The following is a 16,928-nucleotide window of genomic DNA, read 5'->3' as shown; positions in this document are numbered from 1 at the left end:
TTGCGCTTCTCGCTTTGCTCGAATCTTAAGGAAGACGCTGTGCTTTGGTTATTAGGGGAAATGAAAAGGGAAACTGTCTAAATTAACTAATCAAATCTTCTTGCTTTCTTGCGTTTTCTCGTAAACTCGAAAACTTAAAAAGGATGGGGTTCTTTGGCTTTTGGGTGAGATGAAACATGAGGTTGTTTAGAAGCAGTCTCTAACCTAGCTTTTCACCTTGATTTGTTTTGCCGTTCGACTATTAGCTTTTGAAGACTGTTCTAGAACAGTTTTGAAAGTATTTACTTCTCCCATTTTGACTTCGATGTTGTGTTGCCCGGACTTAAAAACTGGTAGTATCTTTTCCTTCAAAAGTTTCCCATCGACTTTGATTTCCTTGACTCCTTTGAAAACCCCTGCCTCATTGTTGACTGAAATATTGTAAACTGCGCCACGGAACTCCCTCTTTACCTTGAATCTCTGCCAGCTTTTGGGAATACAAGGATCAACGATTAAACCATCAACCGTGGGCCGAACTCCCAAAATCCAGTCAGTACAAGCTCTCAAAAACCAAGCCGCCGAACCAGTCATCCAGGAGTATTTTCCCTGCCCAAAATGGGGGTTCTGTGGACCGTAGCTAAACTCTGCATAAACATAGGGCTCAACTTTGTAAATGTCCGGTTGCTTCGAGCGGGTCAAAAAAGAGCTCCTCTTCCAAGCCTCGTAGGCCTTGTCTCCCCGACCAAGAATCGCCTCGGCAATCACGACCCAGGCGTTCGGATGAGAAAAAATTGTTGCGTTTTCTTTCGTTCCTGGGGCAAATTGAGAAATGATTCCCAAAGCAGAGTTCATTTTTGTATAGGCTGGTGTAAAGCTCAAAGCCCCGTACTCAGTTTGCAAATGCTTCCACAAAGAGTTCATTGCTTCTTCGGCTCGGTCCCCGCTGGCAATGTGACTGATGACAGGCCAGGTTTGGCCGTTGATATGAATCTTGCCTTCTTTATTTTTTTGACTGCCAATGAAGTTTCCTTCGTCATCCGTAGCCCGAACATACCACTCCCCATCCCAGTACTGTTCATTGATAGTTTTTTTGAGGTGATCGTAAATGTTGACGTAAACTCTGGCCTTGGCTTTTTTGCCCATTTTGTCCAAAATTGGTAAGAGTTCAAGAATATTGCTCGCCACTTGGTTCGCTACCATCAGCGATTCCCCTTTACCCAGGTGCCCTCCTGCCAAAGCATCGTTCCAATCCGCGGTTCGGCGCAAAGGTATTCCGTTCGGACTGACGTGATAAAGAGTGTAGTCCAAGGCCAAAGTGAGATGGTCAAGGACTGAGGCAGCTCCTTTGTCCAAAAAATTAACTCTTTCTTCAAGAAACTGCGTCTCTCCGGTTTCCTTTATAAAGTTCAAAACCGCCATCACCAACCACTGTGGGTCGTCTGAGTGGTCAGTCACAACTGCTTTCCCAGTGGTCAGGTTCCAGTTGTGGGCGACCTTACCATCACTGCCCTGGTGCTCGAGAAGTTTTTTGGTCCATTCCTTGGCAAAATCTTGGTTGAAAGGCAAAACTCCAAACAAATGTTGGGCTTCATCGCGAAAACCAAAATCACCACCGCCATGATAATAAGAAGTCATTTCTCCTAAGTTGGCGGTAATCCAGGACTGGTACTTGTTCCAAATGTTGACGGATAAATTGAAATCAGGGTCTGGGGTTTCAACCACAAATTTATCAAGATATTTGTCCCACCAAACCCCTCTTTCATTAAATTTTCTGATTACATTTTCCTTTTTCGAAAGAAATTTTATCGTTTTTTTGGCTTCTTTCTTTGTCTGCTCGACACCAACAAAAATATTAAAACTGATCTCTTCTTTGGGTTTAAGGGTCAGTATTTTGGTCAGTGAGCCAATGGCGTCCTCGCTTTCTCCATAAGCATTCTGGCACTCTCCTTTTTCAACTGCTATTGGATTTGAGAGGTAGCGGTACTGACCAATAAAGTTTTCCTTTACACAGTCATAACATTCAAAATCGAGATCCCCGCTCATGTAGGCAACCAGATTCCAGGGAAGACCAGGTTTGTCCGGCCTCTCCCAACGACGTTTGGTAGCAAAAACCGTGTTGTCTTCAAAATAAGCATCATTAAAGAGTGAGTCGAAGACACGGTCATAAAGATCCTTCATGTAGTTTCCCAAGACCCACTCAACGTAAGAAGTGACTGAAAGATTGCGCACCCTCTCGGTAGTGTTTTTGATCTTAACCATCCAAACCTCGGCCTTTATTCCTTCCGGAACGAAAAAAGTCACTTCTCCTTGAATACCGCGGTTGAGAGAAACGATTTTGTTGTAGCCCAAACCAATTCTTGCTTCCCAAAACTCCGGCTTCGCCATTACCGGCTGCCAGTTGATACTCCAATATTCTCCAGAATCGTTGTCACGAACGTAAAGATAGCGCCCCGGCCGGTCTTGAAGGATTTGTTCACCGGGAACACCACGAGTAATCCGGTTGTAGACTGGCTCGTCAAGAAAACTGTAACCTCCGCCGGTGTGAGAAACCAAGCTCGTATAGCGGCCGTTGGTCAGAATATTGATCCAAGGTCTAGGGGTGTCGGGACGAGTAATGATGTATTCTCTTCCGTCTGGAGAAAAATGTCCGTATTTGGTATTGGAGTTTGGGGGCAGCATTAACAATATTATCCTTGAAAGGGACCTAAGATGACAAGATCAAACTTTGCGAAAGCAAGGTTTTTTCTTGGTTTTTCTTCAAATCTAAGAGCGCGAGAGCGGCCATGAGATAAGCAATGATTGATTCCGCCCCTTGGTTTTCATTGACACCTTGGCTCATCAAACTATCAAAGCAACCACCCGTCTGCTTGTTGATCAAAGACAGTTTTTTGATATTGTTTCCGTGGTACCAGTTGAACCAAGAAAGAGCTTTTTCCAGGTAACCTATTTCTTTGCTGACCCTATAGGCGCTCAAAAAACACAAGACCGCCTCAGAAGCTTCAATTGACTGTTGGTCAAAAACCGCCCTTTCCTGCCCCTTCTTCAACCAACCATGGTTTCCCACCGGTGAAGGAAACCCGTCCAGAGCGCTATTTATTTCCAAAAACTCAAGACTTTTGGTCGCAATCTCCAAAAACTCTTTCTTTTCTAAAATTAAATAGGCTTCAAAAAGTGAGAGTGGCAACAAATGGTTAGAATAGGCAATGATCTCTTCAAACCAATGCCAGTCTTTGCTTTCGGTTTTTTTGTAAGAGTTGACTAGTTTGCGAGTCAGTTTCTCCAAGTAACTACTCCATTCTGGGTTCTTCTTCTCGGCCTCGGCTAGACTAACCAGCCCCAAAATACAATAAGCAATCGCCCGAGGAGATATAAGTGTATCTAGATTGCCTTTGATTTCATCGATGAGAGTCTTGGCAGTTGAAGTAATATCATTTCGCGCCTTGGCCTGGTAAGCCTGTCCCAAAGACCAAAAGGCCCGGCCAAAACCGTCTTCACTAAAAACTTCTTTAAACTGATTGTCAAAGCTGGAAAAATTGTAGAAAAAGCCTTCATCAGTTTTGGCATGAAAAAGCCAGGCTAGATAAGTAGCGACCAAATCCAGAGCTTTTTTGCTTTTGGTCTGTTTGTACCATTGCAAACAGACAATAATCGCCCGGGCGTTGTCATCCAAACTGTAACCATTTTTTCGATCTTGAACCCCGTACTTGGTGTGTTGGATAATCCCAATCTGATTGGTCAATTTGACCAAAAAATTGTAGGAGTTTGAGAGTTTTTCTTTGTTTAAAGGAAAATTAGTTTTGTTTGTCACGAGAATAGATTGGACTGATGATATTGGTCAGCACTCTTCTTGCTGTGGCAGCAGCTGACTCTCCAAGAACAAGGCGGTAAAGATCAAGGTAACGCAAAGCAACTGCCGGCCAGATCATCGTCCGACCGTGCTGGTAAGATTTTGTTTCAATGGAAGCGCGGAATTTGGGCTCACGGTAAATCTTTAACAAGGCGGCGGCAACTTTGTCTGAGTTTTTGAAAGGAACCAAAACACCACGGTCGTCCTTGAGCACCTCTTTAGCAAAAATATATGGTGTTGAAATACAGGCTTTTCCCGCCCCAACCGCATAGGACAAAGCCCCACTTGCAGCCGCCTGAGAGTCTAGGTAAGGGGTGACGTAAACATCTGTTGCTCTTAAATAGCTAAGTAGCTCTTCTAGACTAACGTAACGGTTGATAAACTTGACGTAATTTTCCAGTTTCAACTGTTTCACTTTACTCTCCAAAAAATTGCGGTACTTTTCCCCTTCAAACTTTTTCACAATTGGGTGTGTCTCGCCAATAATAATTGTTTGTATTTCTGGAATTTTGTCCTTAACCTTTCCTATGGCCTCGATTAAGTACTCAAAGCCTTTGTTGTCAGCCAGCAAATTGTTGACTGAAACAACAAATTTATTTTCCAAGCCCAATTCCTTTTTGTAAAATTGTGTTGGCCCGTAAGGTATATCCGGTACGCCATGGGGAATAACGACAATTTTTTCGCTCGGGATATCGTAAAGGCTCGTCAGTCTATCAACCATAGTATCGATCATGACAACCACTACATTTGATCTAGCGGCAACTGCCTTGAGAATTTTCTTTTGTGAGGGACTAGGACTTTTTAAAACCGTGTGGAAAGTAGTAACTACCGGCTTCTTGATTCTCTTTAAGAGCTCTAAAACTAGCTCACCATCTTTGCCTCCGAAAATCCCATACTCGTGTTGAAGACAAAAGATTTCAGCTGAAGATTTGTTGATGTAATCAGCCGCAGCAAGGTAATCCTCTTTCTTTGCCTGGCTAATCCGAAACTTGACCTCCCAGGGGTAGTCATAACCGTTGTCGGAAACCGCCATGATTTCGGCAAGGTTGTAGGGGTTAAGAACGTTGATAGCGTTGGTTAGGTCTTTCGTATAAGTAGCAATGCCACATTTCTGTGGTATGTAAGTAGAAAGATAAATGGACCTTACCTTCGGTTGGGTAAGTTCAATTCTCTGGTCAAGTTTTGATTTCATAAAGTGGGTCGTATTATATTGCAGTTACCCCGCTTGGTCAAATTTTTTCGGTTCTTTGACGCTAGTTTTTACTATTGACAGTTCAAGAATTTTGTGAAATACTTTGATATAGACAGCTAGTACTCTGTGCTTAATGCCAGGAAAATTAACTGTCTAGCCCGCTAATGTGAGGTGAGCCCTGCAAAATGGCGGGTCAGAAAACTGCTCCTCCTAGCCACGGCTGCTTGCAGCAGTTTAACATTGAACCTAAAATCCTTCTGCCCTCCATAAGGATTTTGGCTAAAGCTGCACTTTAACAACCTGTCCTGTTTACAAGAGCCGAAATCCTCGACTCCACTGTCGAGTTAGTCAGCCCTCTTTAGAGATAAATTTGTTTAGTTGTGTCTTTCTGTCTGCCTCACGAATCAGGGTCAAAATAACTCTGGTTCAGAAATAAATCCCCGCCCACTTGGTGGGGTCTCAGCGCCCGAACCGTCTCGTCCGCTTTAAGAAGCGAGACGGGAGAAAGGACTAAATGTCCTCATGAACCTTGGCCCCTGTCGGGGCCGAAAAGAAAAGTTGCCCCGACAGGGGCTTTTCCTTTGGTTAAAGTATTGCTAATTAGCTCTTTTCGAAAATTTTTCTTTTAAAACGAGGTAAACAAAGAGGGGTAGTTTAATCTGGCGTTTGATCCGGATTGGCTGATGTAACAAACGGTAAAACCACTCCAAACCAATCTTTCTCATCCAAACTGGGGCACGATTTACTTCTCCGGAAATATAGTCCAAAGCTCCACCCACTCCAATCGCGACTTTTGTATCTAACTTTGGCAAATTCCTAACAATCCACGCTTCTTGTTTCTTATATCCAAAGGCAACTACTAAGATATCAATTGATTCTTTCTGAACATTTTGCCGAATTTCTTCTTCATTTTTCTCTAGCAATCCTCCAGAAAAAGCGCCAACAATGTTGATCCTAGGAAAAAGTTTTTGCAGGTTTTCTTTTGCTTTTTGGGCTACACCTTCTTTACCTCCTAAAAGAAAAACCCTGTAACCGTGTTCTTCCGCTAGAGCGGCCAAAGAATAAGTAAAGTCTACCCCGGTGATCACCTCACGCAAATTTTTGCCAAGAAGTTTTGCCGCCTGAAACAAATAGAAGCCGTCGGGAAGGGAGAGAAAAGCAGAATTTAAATTGTTCCTAAACTCACTATCCACCCTTGCCTCCAAAATCATTTCTGGATTGGGGGTGACAATATAGCCCTTCTCACCTCGATCAATCAAGTCCTTGACCTGAACCAAAGCTTCGGCTTGACTGATGTCACTCACTTCTACCCCCAAAACTTCTTTTTTCACGACTCCCCTACTTTCTCAAGGACTGCAAGCGTTTCTCGGGCGGTTTTTTCCCAAGAAAAATTTTGGGTTCTTTCTTGACCTTTTTGACTCAAAGACTCTCGCAAGTGCTTGTCTTTGAAGAGCTTTTCTATTGCCTGGGCAATTTCTTTGCTTGACCTAGGATTAACAAGTAAACCAGCCCTGCCGACTACTTCAGGTAAGCTTGACTGGTTGGACGTTAGAACCGGACAAGCACAGGCCATCGCCTCCAAAAGTGGCAAACCAAAGCCTTCGTAGAGTGATGGAAAGACAAAGCTTAGTGCACCAGAATAAAGCGCCGGTAAGTCCTCTGTTGGGGTAAAACCAAGGAATTTAACCTTCTCTTCAATTCCAAATTTTTTTGGAGCTTCATAAATTTCTTTAAACAACCAGCCTGGCTTTCCAGCTATGACCAAGTCCGCCTCAACCCTGGCCTCAGAAAAAGCTTGGATAAGGTTGAAAAGATTTTTTCTAGGCTGAATCGTACCGACGAAAAGAAAATAAGGTTTTTTCAAACCATATTTTTTTCGCACTTGGTCTACTTGCTCTGGTTGAGATTTTTTAAAAAAATTCCGATCAACACCCTCATAAACGACACTAATACGTTCCTCTTTTACTTTAAATTCTCTGACTAAATCTTTTTTCGTCGCTTCTGAGACGGCAATAATGTGGCTCGCATAGTTGGCTACAAAAGCAGTCGACCAATTTAAATAAATCCGATCGGGAAACTTGTGGTAGGCGGCTAAATACTCAGCGCCAAGGTCGTGGATCGTGACCACGGTTTTTAAGCCCGGGCGACGTAGGATTGGGATCGTATGGGCTGGAACAAAAAGCAGGTCAACTGGATTTAGGACGAGCTCTGCAGCCAGACGTCCTTGAGTCCAGAACTTTCGGGCCGGTATGATTTTGCTCGCAAAGTTTGTTTCTGGTAGCTCAAAAAACTTTGGGTCATGGTTGAAGTAAAGTTGATAGTGATTTTTGGAATCAATCTTGGCCAAAGCCTTGATCAGGTTTAAACTATAGTTTTCTGTGCCTGACTTTTCGTCAATTGAGATTCTGGAAGCATCAATACCAATTTTCATGAACCTAGTGAATGAAAATATCGACCGTAATATAAATTTTTAAGTTTTTCAGAAACAACTTTTTGGTCGATATAAGTACAATAGTAAACTACTAATGATGGTGTATTAACGACTAAAACAAAATTCTCCATTCTTAATTAGTTTCCTACCTTCTAATAATACTTCTTTTGTACAAATCAATATTCTCCAAAGCCAAACCAGTTCCATGAACAACACAAAGCAGAGGCTCATCGGCGATATGACAGGGTACCCCAAGGACGTCGGTAAAGAGTTTGTCTAAGTTTTTGAGCAGTGACGTCCCCCCACTCATGACCACCCCTTTTTCAATGATATCCGCAGCCAACTCAGGTGGAGTCTGCTCGAGCACTTGCTTTATGGCGTCAAGAATCTGGCTCAAAGGAACTTTTATCGCCTCCGTGACCTCCTTTGAAGACAGTTCAATCGTTCTCGGTAGACCGGTAATGCTGTCTCTACCCCGCACATCCATGCTCGTTTCTTCGTCAACCACTTTTGCACTAGCAATTGTCAGTTTGATGTCTTCTGCACTACGTTCTCCGATAATAAGGTTGTACTTGCGCCGAGTATACTGGGAGATTGCTTCATCGATTTTGTTTCCGGCGACTCGGGCTGAATTGTGAACTACGACCCCTCCCAGAGAAATAACCGCTACTTCAGTTGAACCTCCTCCAATATCAACAATCATGTTTCCACTCGGAAGAGAGATCGGAATTTTGGCGCCAATCGCGGCTGCTAAAGGTTCGTCGATGAGATAAGCGGTTTTGGCTCCGGCAGAGAGAGTCGCATCCAAAACTGCTCTACGTTCGACAGAAGTAACACCGGCAGGAACACAAATCATTACTTCGGGTTTAAAGAGCCTAGATCGACCACAAACTTTGTCGATAAAATAACGCAGCATTGCTTCTGTTACCAAGTAGTCAGCAATGACCCCGTCTCGCATTGGACGTGAGGCAGCAATGCCCTCTGGAGTCCTGCCGAGCATCTCTTTGGCCTCGTTGCCGACTGCCAAAACTTCCCCTTCTTCTGTACTGACCGCAACAACTGTTGGTTCGTTGAGAACCACCCCAGAGCCTTCCAGATAGACTAGACAGTTGGCTGTACCGAGATCAATACCAATTCGCTTGGAAAACATTGCCCAACCATATTAACTTTTTTCGCCTTGGTTGTAAAAGACTTTTTTCCTCTACTAGATCCAAATTTACCTAAAACGATCAAAACCTTACTTGATTGGATAGAATCCACCCTTGTGATAAACTTAGACTCAAATGCTAAAAAGATTTTTGGGTTTGGCCCTATTGATAGTTATTGCCCTTTCGGTGACAACCGCTGCTTATCTTTATGCTAAGGGCTATCGAATTGATTTTAAAAATAGATCTATCGATGGCACCGGTATCATTCAAATCACTACCACCCCCAAAGGTGCAGCTGTTCTCATTGACGGTGAAAAAAGTCCCAAACAAGCTACTGATGTAAACCTCACCAACCTACACCCCGGAAAGTACAAAATCACTCTCAAAAAGAGTGGTTTTATTGATTGGCAAAAGGAGGTCGAAGTCCGAGCCGGTTTGGTCACACCACTAGAAGCTCTTCTTTTCCCAGCAGCCCCAAATTTGAAAGCAGTTACTTTCACCGGAGTCCTTGGGCCAAAAATCTCCCCGGACAACCAAAAGCTGGTCTATGCGGTCAACTCCGCTGACAAAGAAGGCCTTTGGGTGCTTGATCTTTCCGACCGACCCTTGTTCTTTTCGAAAGAACCCAAACTGATCGCGCAAGATTCAAGCACTTTTAAATTTTCTTCGGCCGAATATCAGTGGATCCCAGATTCAAAGTCTGTTTTGGTAACCTTAAAAGTAGCTGAAGTCGAGAAAAATTTTCTTCTCGATGCCAGCAGTGAAAATAAGCAGTTTACCGATATTAGTGCTAAAGTATCCGAACTCAAAAAAGGTTGGTTGCAAGACTCTACCTTAAAGACTAGCGATCGCTTTAATCACATCGGTAGTCAAGCCAAAAAACTCTCCGAAGGAGCCAAGACAGTTTCTTTCTCTCCTGACGAAGAGCGAGTTTTGATCGTAAAAAAGGACGGCACTGCCTTAGTTTATGACTCCAAACCTTACGTTGGTTTCGACGATAAGGCTAAGATTTATAATTTACCGAAAGCTGATTCTTATTTATGGTACCCGGAAGAAACTCAGTCCGGTCATGACAGCCACCACTTAATTTTGATCAGCAAAGCCTCAATCAGTCTGATTGAATCTGACGGATCCAACCAAGCAACAATTTATACTGGTAATTTTGATCTAGAGGCCGTTTTTGCCTGGCCCAACGGCTCGAAATTAATAATAAGTACCAGTCTAAACTCGTCAATCGCCAAGCAACCGAATCTCTATTCAATTGACCTCCACTAAAGGTTTTTTTAACTTTATGTAGTTTTTGGGTCTGGCTCGGCGGTAATGATCAAACGCCGCAAGCTTGAACCCGGTGGGTCACAGGTTTGGAGAGTAAGTAAGGGTTTTTTGCTTGGTTCGGTCAAATAGCGCACGTCACTGGCTTCCACCACCCGTTTGTCTTTAACTAAATAGTCAAACCTTTTTTGTTTGTAAAAAACCACAATTCTGTTCCCAACTTCAACTTTGCGCAGAAGGTAAAAAACAGCGTTGTATTTTTTGGCATAAAATGGATTTATTGCCGAATGAGCAAAAAGAAAGGTGTTGTTGTTGCCTTCTTTGGTAGGCTCTCCAGGCTTTCCAGTCCCGCGAGCATGGGCCACTCCCCGATTGAGAGCGTCGATATAAACCGCGTACTTGGTCGAGTCAACATCAGTAATTACAGGAGCGTTAACATGAATTTTTTCGATAATAATGCCGAAATCTTTGTTGACTGGGGTGATCTTGATCGGTGGCGGCTTGCCTAAAAGCCCTCCCAAACCGCTACTCGGGACCGCCGCAGTATCAATGCTGTACTTTTGATCTCGCCATTGATCCCAACGGTAACGAATTTCAGAAGAGATAAAGGGCCAAAAAGCAATGAAACTAAAAATTACCCCCACCACGATCAGTGTGTTAGCGAGAGTTCGTATAAAAACAAAGAGCCAAAAGCGTTTTTTGTGTCCAATTGCCATTGTGGGTTTGACTTTCGCCTAATGAATGCAAAACGCGAAAGCGTTTGAATTCTAGCACAAATTAGACTAAAATTCCAAAGAACTGACAGTATTTCTGTCATCCTGAGCTACAAGCGAAGAATCTCTTTATTAAGTCATTCTGAACTTGTTTCAGAATCTAGGAGATTCTTCGGCTTTGCCTCAGAATGACATTAACAAATTCGGGGTGTAGGACTTTTTTGAGAGCTTGATCAAAAAAGGTCCTGGATCCCTCGGATTACCTCGGGGTGTAGCTCAGGGGCAGAGCGCTGCGTTCGGGACGCAGAGGTCGCACGTTCAATTCGTGTCACCCCGACCAAATAAAATGGGTTACCAATTAGAGTTCAATAGTCTCCTAAAGTTGAATAGAAAGGAACTTGATAAAAAGAAGCTCAGGAAAGGCTTAAAGTTCAAGGTAGAAAAGTCTGGTGAAAGACTTTTTCCTCTCCACAAACCCATTGAGTTTTGTGATGAAGACTATTTTTACTTGGGAAAATTGAAAGTTAACAAACTAACTTTGGAAAAGAACAAAACTACTTTAGAAGTTCAGGTTCTGAAGGTTTTTACTCAAGTAGAATCCAAGATTTTTTCTAAGGCTTATATAAGAGAAGGAGATTTTTAACTGGCCCTGTAGCTCAATGGATAGAGCAAACCCGTCCTAAGGGTGAGGTTGGAGGTTCGACTCCTCTCGGGGCCGCCAATAGATCAAAATATGAAAGACTATCACAAAGTTATTCCTGCCGTTTATCTACTTTTTATTCAAGACAACAAAGTTCTCCTTCAAAGGCGCTACAAAACTGGTTATGAGGATGGGAACTACACCCTTATCGGCGGCCATGTAGATCAAGGTGAAAGAGCAACTCAAGCAGCAGTTCGGGAAGCTAAAGAAGAGATTGGTGTTGATATAAAAGAAAAAGATCTTGATTTCTATCATTTGATGCACCGTTTAAGCGGTGATGAGGAACGTTTTGATATATTCTTTTTTGCAAAATCTTGGTCGGGAGAAGCAAAAAACTTAGAACCTGATAAATGCGACGACCTTTCTTGGTTTCCTTTAGATGAGCTTCCAAACAACCTTATACCTGCGGTAAAAACAGGTATACAAGCTTATTTCGATAAATTACTTTACTCTGAGGTAAACTGGAAAAAAAGTTAATTTAGCTAGTACACTGGCTTTCGATCGCAATTTCTTGTCAGCTTGCCTGTTTAATTCGTGGCTAAAGAAGATTTCTTCGAGGAAGGTTGACTTTAAACCTAGTTTGCCTTTTAATTAAAGAAGTATGCTGCCAAAAAGTAAGTCAAATAAATCCGCAGGGTTTACTTCGCGATTAGCGAAGCAGTCGCTGACGCAGTCAGGGTTTACTCTAATAGAGCTTCTGATCGTAGTTGCGATCATTGCTATTTTGATTTCTCTTGGTGCAGCCTCTTACACAACTGCTCAGAGAAAAGGCCGCGATACTCAGAGAATTACAGATTTAAAGGTGATTCAAGCTGAACTAGCGAAATATTATGCCGACGGAAACCAGTACCCGGCTAACGACCCTGCGGATACCACCGGGGGAACTAGATTTAATTGTGTAAGTGGTAATGTAACTTGGAGCAACAGTACACAAGTTAATGCTTTCAGTTGTACTCCGATAAGTGGCGGGACGAGTAAAACTTACCTCTCGGACATGCCAAAGGATCCGCTGGCGAGGAATTCTTGGCCAACCTATTGCTACAAAAGTGCTAGTGCCAATCAAACCTTTACTCTCTACGCACGTCTCGAAATCGCCCCAGCAAGCGGTGATGTCCACTATCAGGATCCAAGTGTAACTATCTGTGGAACAACCGGTTATAATTACAAGGTCGACCCAACTAACTAAACTAAGCCTTCATCGGCCCTTTTGTAAGAGTTTTTTTCCTCTTCTTTGAACCAAATGTCTTCCTCATACTCTGCTTCTTGCGCTGAACCAGAGATATGAACTAAGTTTTGGACTGCTCTTTTTTCTGGGTTGGCATAGGCAGCTGAATCACTAGCAAAATCGCCTCTAATGGTTCCCGGAATAGCGGCCATCGGCATCGTCGCCCCACCAACGGTTCGTGCGTTCTCGACCGCATGACGACCCGAAAGCAGCATCGCCACCACTGGCCCAGAAGTAAAGAAATCGGCATTCCAAGTGTTAATTTTTCTCCCGATTTCTAGAGGATCAACTGTGCCAAAAACATCTTTCGGGTCTTTGCCGAAATCAGCGTAAATTTTGAGAGTCTTCTCCCCCATTCCCTTCAAAAATTCAGTTCGGTTGTCTGGATAATGCTTCTCTACTAACTCGCGACCCGGCAAAAGCATCTTGATCGCAACTATCTTCAGGCCAACTTTTTCAAGTCGGCCAATAATTTCACCCACTAGGGCTCTTTTGACTCCATCTGGTTTGATAATGACAACAACTTTTTCCACTTTTTACCTCCTTCTAGGTTTGAGTTTTAACCTAGCAATTAGTTTGCACAATTGCTAATTTGCTCTCTATTAGTTGCTCTTACGATATTTTTAAAGTTTAGTGATACTAGCAAAATTTTCTTGGTCTTTAAAAGGGCCAATTACGGCTAAATTCAGGCCTTCGTTTTTGAATAAATTCTTGGCCATTTCTTGAACATCTTCCTCTCTTACTTTATCAATTTCTGAAGCTATATTCTCCGGAGTCCGTGTCTTCTTTTCCAGAAGTTGTTCCAGACCAAACATCATGGCCACATCCCTTGAGTCCTCCAAGCCAAGGACAAGTTTTCCTTTCATATACTCTTTGGCTTTGTTTAATTCTACACTAGAAAGCCCCTTCTCAGCTATTTTGTTGAGCTCTGCCAAAACAACCTTGATTGCCTCCTCAATTTTCTTTGGTTCGACCCCGGCTTGAAAAGTGACTGCTCCTGCATCTAAGTACTCATCAACACTACCACGCACGTAATAGGCCAGACCGCGTCGCTCTCTGACCTCAAGGAAAAGACGGCTGCTCATTCCCGCTCCCAAAACAGTGTTTAAAACTGATATTTTGTATCTATCTGGATTTCCCAAAGGCAAAGAACGAACCCCAAGACAAAAATGGGCTTGTTCCGTGTCTTTTTCAAAGAGCCGGACTGCGGGCTGAGCTTGTGAAAATTTGGCCGGAAGAAATTTTTTTGTCTCTTTATCTTGCAAACTACCAAAATATTTATCGGTCAGGGCTTCTGCTTTCTCCTCAGTAATATCTCCGGCGATGACAACCAGCATGTTGTTCGGATGGTAATAATCGTCTAAGTAACCCAGAAACTGATCTCGGTTGATATTGGTCAAAGACTCCAGAGTACCAACTGTATCCCAACCCAAAGGCTGGTCCCCATAAAGAAGCTCTTCATAAATTTCCGCAACGTAGCGCATTGGTTGGTCCAGATACATACGCAGCTCTTCCCCGATAACGCCACGTTCTTTATCAATCTCTTTCTGTTCGAATTTTGAATTGAGAAGCATGTCGGACAAAACGTCCATGATCAGATCTAAATGCTGCGAGGAACCCTTAACATAGTAGCCAGTGTATTCCTTTGAGGTGAAGGCGTTAAACTCTCCACCAATCCCATCGATAGTGGCTGAAATATCTGCTGCCGTTGGTCGCTTCTTCGTACCTTTAAAAAACATGTGCTCCGCAAAATGAGCAATGCCATTGGTTCTCTTTATCTCGTAGCGAGATCCGGTGGCAACGAAAACAAGGATGGTAACGGATTTAAAAGCAGGTAGATTTACCGTCATCAAACTCAAATTATTCCTTAGTTTTTTTACCTTTGCTTGCATTTGAACCTTTATCAATAACAAAACCTATTTAATAATCTCTTCGCTGACTCTAAATTCCCCTGAGTCGTAAACTTCAACGATATCAAAACGCGGCTGCTGTAAGTTTCTTTCACCCGTAACAGCACCGACGATGGTTATTTTAACATGGCTAGCAGGCTCTGTGTAGCTGGAAGAAAAATGCTGGTCCCCAGAAAAAATTCCTGCCACTTTTCCCTTTATAAGCTTCAGAAATTTATCAACCTGACCTTTGATAGTGCTATTGCTACCCCCCTTCTCCCAAATTGTCCGAGCGTTGTAGGGATTATAGGGCGGCAAATGCATGAAAATAAAAGTTATCTTGCCGGCGTTAACTTTTAAATCTTCTTCTAACCAAGAGAGTTGTTTTTCACCCAGGCCAAGACTAGTGTCAGAACTATCGAGAAGAATGTGGTGAACCCCATTTTTGTCAAAGCTTGTGTAAGTGTAACCAAAGACTTCTCTAAAGTTCTCCGTTCCTGATTGCCAAAGGTCGTGATCACCAAGCACTCCCCAAAAAGGTAGCTTGCTTTTGCTCAATAGCTCCCTTTGCTCCTTAAGCTCTTCAAGAGTCCCCACTTTGCTCCAGTCTCCGCTGTGAACGATGTACCCGGCTCCTTCCTCTTTAGCCTGCACGAGAGCTTTTGCAGTGTTTTCTGAGTCTGAATGTGTATCACTGAAGAGCGCGAATTTACTGATCATTTTGCCTTGAGGCTGTCTTGAATCTGAATTTTTTTCCAAACCCAAAAGCCTCGAGCTAGTCTCTATTTTGCTAAGCTCTTGAAAAAAATCTTTACCAAACTTGTTTAGGGATAAAGACAAAAAAGCAAAAATAAATATTAGAACTACGGTTAAGGAGAAGAAAGTTTTAATTGTTCTGGCACTACATCCTTTCTGGAGCTGAAATACCCAACAAGCGTAGAGTATTGCCCAGAGTTATTTTAGCAGCAGAAACCAAATTTAACCTTGAGTCAGTCATTTCTTTGTCCTCACTAATGACGCGACAAGCCTCATAAAAGCGGTTAAAACAGTCAGCCAGTTCAAGTGCATAGTTCGTCAGCTGGTGAACCGCAAAATTTTTTGAGATAGTCTCGACCAACTCCGGTAGTTCAATTAGTTTTTTGATCAGTTCCAGTTCTTGATCTTCTTTAATGAGTTTTAGATCTACTTTGACCGCTTTTTCTCTATTTTCTTTGGCGATAAGACTACTCATACGAGCATAGGCGTATTGAATGTAATAGACTGGGTTGTCATCTGATTCTTTTTTGGCCAGCTCTAAATCAAAATCCATATGTGTTTCAGGGCTGCGCTGCAAGAGAAAGAAGCGAAAAGCATCCTTACCTACCTCTTTTAATACCTCCTCCGCCGTAACATAATCACCAGTTCTCTTGGCCATTTTCACAACTGCCTCTCCTTTTTTTAATCGAACATACTGGTACAAAATGACTCTAAATTTAGCTAAATCGTATCCCAAAGCAGAGATTGCCGCTTGTAGTTTGGGCACATGGCCGTGGTGGTTACTACCAAAGATATCAATAACCAAATCTGGTTTATCTTTAAACTTGAGGTTGTGATAGGCAATATCATTGGCAAAATAAGTTGGTTTGCCATCGCTTTTCACCAAGACTGCCTCTCGATCCTCTAAATAATCATCGTTTGGTGCAAACCAAACTGCCCCCTCCTTTTCCTGGGTCAAACCTAAAGCTTGTAGTTTTTTGATGACCTTTTCAGTTTCGCCGCTGATAAGAAAATCGCTTTCATTAAAGATCTTGTCGATCTCAATCCCCAACCCCTCGACCACGAGCAAATTTTCGTCAAAAAGTTTGTTTAAAGCAAAGTCAGAAAGAGCCCTGACTGCCTCTTCTTCGTTGGCAAGTTTTTCCAGAGCAATTTTTTTGCTTGCTTCCTTTGCCAATTCCTTGACATACTCACCTTTATAGTCATCTTCCTGAAGCTCAGATTGTACATTTTGTTCTATTTTTATATAGTGAAAAAGTGATCTGCCCAGTCTTTCAACTTGACCTCCGATATCGTTGTGAACGTACTCTCTTAAAACCTGGTAGCCAGATTCCGCCAAAACATTGGCTAGAGTATCACCCAAAGGGCCTCCTCTGGCGTTGCCCAAATGCAGCGGGCCAGTTGGATTCGCCGAGATGTATTCTACTCGCGCACTTTTTCCTTTATTAATTTCTAGTCGCGAAAAGCTTTCTTTTTTTTCGGTTATTATTTGTAGCTCTTTTTGGAGAAACTCAGGGCTTAAATAGAAGTTAATAAAGCCTTGCGCGGCTATTTCGACCTTTTCAAAAAGGTTGTTATTTTTTATCTCAGCCACGATTTTTTTAGCAATCTCGCTAGTATCTTTGCTATTGTTAGCTTCAGCAAGCTTAAAGGCTAGATTAGTCGAATAATCTCCGAACTTTCCTTTGAAAACCTCCGTGGAAATATCTTTGTTTTCCAAGGGAATTTGCTCAAGAGCTTGCTTCAATAAATAGCTTATTTCTTGTTTAATCAAGT

15 protein-coding genes and 2 tRNA genes are annotated in these 16,928 nt (G+C 42.7%); 6 read left to right on the top strand and 11 right to left on the bottom strand.

All coding sequences use genetic code 11. From position 1 onward, the window contains the following. Nucleotides 1-204: 204 nt before the first annotated feature. The 6 genes from Q8P13_01355 to Q8P13_01330 all read right to left on the bottom strand — a co-directional run bounded on the left by Q8P13_01355 (nt 205) and on the right by Q8P13_01330 (nt 8,599). Nucleotides 205-2,658 (bottom strand): glycosyl transferase family 36, encoded by a 2,454-nt coding sequence (locus tag Q8P13_01355; GenBank protein ID MDP2671090.1) that lies wholly within the window; start codon nt 2,656-2,658, stop codon nt 205-207. Between the two features lie 25 nt (nt 2,659-2,683). Next, complete coding sequence (locus Q8P13_01350; GenBank protein MDP2671089.1) at nt 2,684-3,787, bottom strand: glycosyltransferase; 1,104 nt, start codon at nt 3,785-3,787, stop codon at nt 2,684-2,686. Next, nucleotides 3,771-5,018: a glycosyltransferase family 4 protein gene (locus tag Q8P13_01345; protein ID MDP2671088.1), complete on the bottom strand. Its 1,248-nt coding sequence runs from the start codon at nt 5,016-5,018 to the stop codon at nt 3,771-3,773. The genes Q8P13_01350 and Q8P13_01345 overlap by 17 nt, the downstream gene beginning before the upstream one ends. 596 nt (nt 5,019-5,614) lie before the next feature. Then, a complete protein-coding gene (locus tag Q8P13_01340; protein MDP2671087.1) occupies nt 5,615-6,349 on the bottom strand; it encodes a WecB/TagA/CpsF family glycosyltransferase in 735 nt (244 codons plus the stop codon). Beyond that, a complete protein-coding gene (locus Q8P13_01335; protein ID MDP2671086.1) occupies nt 6,346-7,449 on the bottom strand; it encodes a glycosyltransferase family 1 protein in 1,104 nt (367 codons plus the stop codon). The genes Q8P13_01340 and Q8P13_01335 overlap by 4 nt, the downstream gene beginning before the upstream one ends. Nucleotides 7,450-7,594: 145 nt before the next feature. Beyond that, the gene (locus Q8P13_01330) at nt 7,595-8,599 is read right to left on the bottom strand and encodes a rod shape-determining protein (GenBank protein MDP2671085.1); all 1,005 of its coding nucleotides are present in this window, start codon (nt 8,597-8,599) and stop codon (nt 7,595-7,597) included. A 133-nt stretch (nt 8,600-8,732) separates the two neighbouring features. Here Q8P13_01330 and Q8P13_01325 point away from each other — a divergent pair, with 133 nt between their 5' ends. After that, nucleotides 8,733-9,872: a PEGA domain-containing protein gene (locus Q8P13_01325; GenBank protein MDP2671084.1), complete on the top strand. Its 1,140-nt coding sequence runs from the start codon at nt 8,733-8,735 to the stop codon at nt 9,870-9,872. 14 nt (nt 9,873-9,886) lie between these two features. Here the strand turns inward: Q8P13_01325 and Q8P13_01320 are convergent, their stop codons facing one another. Next, entirely contained in the window at nt 9,887-10,585 is a 699-nt protein-coding gene (locus Q8P13_01320) for a sortase (GenBank protein ID MDP2671083.1), read from the bottom strand. Nucleotides 10,586-10,847: 262 nt separating this feature from the next. On the opposite strand from Q8P13_01320, the gene Q8P13_01315 reads away from it, so the two are divergent. The 5 genes from Q8P13_01315 to Q8P13_01295 all read left to right on the top strand — a co-directional run bounded on the left by Q8P13_01315 (nt 10,848) and on the right by Q8P13_01295 (nt 12,468). Continuing rightward, nucleotides 10,848-10,922, top strand: a tRNA-Pro gene (locus Q8P13_01315). Nucleotides 10,923-10,928: 6 nt separating this feature from the next. Further along, on the top strand, nt 10,929-11,225 hold the full coding sequence (locus Q8P13_01310) for a DUF2584 family protein (protein MDP2671082.1): 297 nt from the start codon (nt 10,929-10,931) through the stop codon (nt 11,223-11,225). A 2-nt stretch (nt 11,226-11,227) separates the two neighbouring features. Beyond that, a tRNA-Arg gene (locus Q8P13_01305) sits at nt 11,228-11,303 on the top strand. A 12-nt stretch (nt 11,304-11,315) separates the two neighbouring features. Further along, nucleotides 11,316-11,759 (top strand): NUDIX domain-containing protein, encoded by a 444-nt coding sequence (locus Q8P13_01300; protein MDP2671081.1) that lies wholly within the window; start codon nt 11,316-11,318, stop codon nt 11,757-11,759. 124 nt (nt 11,760-11,883) lie between these two features. Beyond that, a complete protein-coding gene (locus Q8P13_01295; protein ID MDP2671080.1) occupies nt 11,884-12,468 on the top strand; it encodes a prepilin-type N-terminal cleavage/methylation domain-containing protein in 585 nt (194 codons plus the stop codon). Here the strand turns inward: Q8P13_01295 and Q8P13_01290 are convergent. The 4 genes from Q8P13_01290 to argS form a co-directional block, all read right to left on the bottom strand. Further along, nucleotides 12,465-13,040 carry a nucleoside-diphosphate kinase gene (locus tag Q8P13_01290; protein ID MDP2671079.1) on the bottom strand — a complete coding sequence of 192 codons (576 nt, stop codon included), beginning with the start codon at nt 13,038-13,040 and terminating at the stop codon, nt 12,465-12,467. The genes Q8P13_01295 and Q8P13_01290 overlap by 4 nt on opposite strands. 90 nt (nt 13,041-13,130) lie before the next feature. Then, nucleotides 13,131-14,399: a pitrilysin family protein gene (locus tag Q8P13_01285; protein ID MDP2671078.1), complete on the bottom strand. Its 1,269-nt coding sequence runs from the start codon at nt 14,397-14,399 to the stop codon at nt 13,131-13,133. 24 nt (nt 14,400-14,423) lie between these two features. Continuing rightward, the gene (locus tag Q8P13_01280; GenBank protein ID MDP2671077.1) at nt 14,424-15,116 is read right to left on the bottom strand and encodes a metallophosphoesterase; all 693 of its coding nucleotides are present in this window, start codon (nt 15,114-15,116) and stop codon (nt 14,424-14,426) included. 181 nt (nt 15,117-15,297) lie between these two features. Then, nucleotides 15,298-16,926 carry an arginine--tRNA ligase gene (gene argS / locus Q8P13_01275; GenBank protein ID MDP2671076.1) on the bottom strand — a complete coding sequence of 543 codons (1,629 nt, stop codon included), beginning with the start codon at nt 16,924-16,926 and terminating at the stop codon, nt 15,298-15,300. Nucleotides 16,927-16,928 lie beyond the last annotated feature (2 nt).

The sequence above is a fragment of the bacterium genome, from assembly GCA_030704665.1.
Taxonomy (GTDB): Bacteria; Patescibacteriota; Microgenomatia; order Woykebacterales; family RBG-16-39-9b; genus JAUYID01.
This window is presented reverse-complemented; position numbering and strand designations above follow the sequence as displayed.